This is a genomic window from Pseudoalteromonas sp. S3260 (genome assembly GCF_005886925.1).
GTDB lineage: Bacteria > Pseudomonadota > Gammaproteobacteria > Enterobacterales > Alteromonadaceae > Pseudoalteromonas > Pseudoalteromonas tetraodonis.
Window position 1 is genome coordinate 1 of record NZ_PNCV01000225.1, and the last position, 238, is coordinate 238.

1 protein-coding gene is annotated in these 238 nt (G+C 43.7%); it reads right to left on the reverse strand.

The genetic code is table 11. From position 1 onward, the window contains the following. Window positions 1–6 precede the first annotated feature (6 nt). Window positions 7–238: DTW domain-containing protein (locus CWC14_RS18260; protein WP_138564306.1), on the reverse strand; the 232-nt coding region annotated here is incomplete at its 5' end.

Sequence of the window (238 nt, forward strand, 5' to 3'; positions counted from 1 at the left end):
TGCAGTTTATTCCGGCCTGCCTTTGTTGCGCTTACCGAGTAAATAGGCGTCGCGAAATTTGATAAAATGCTGTTCTAATTTAGTACTCGCATCAACCTCATTCGCTAATGCCAATACCATAATAGCCACTTCTGCCGTACCTAACTGGTGAGCATGGGGTGCTACACGTAATCGGTAATCTGAGAGCTTTTGTGCGGTAATAGAAAGCACGGGCAAATTATCTAGATAAGGACTTTTG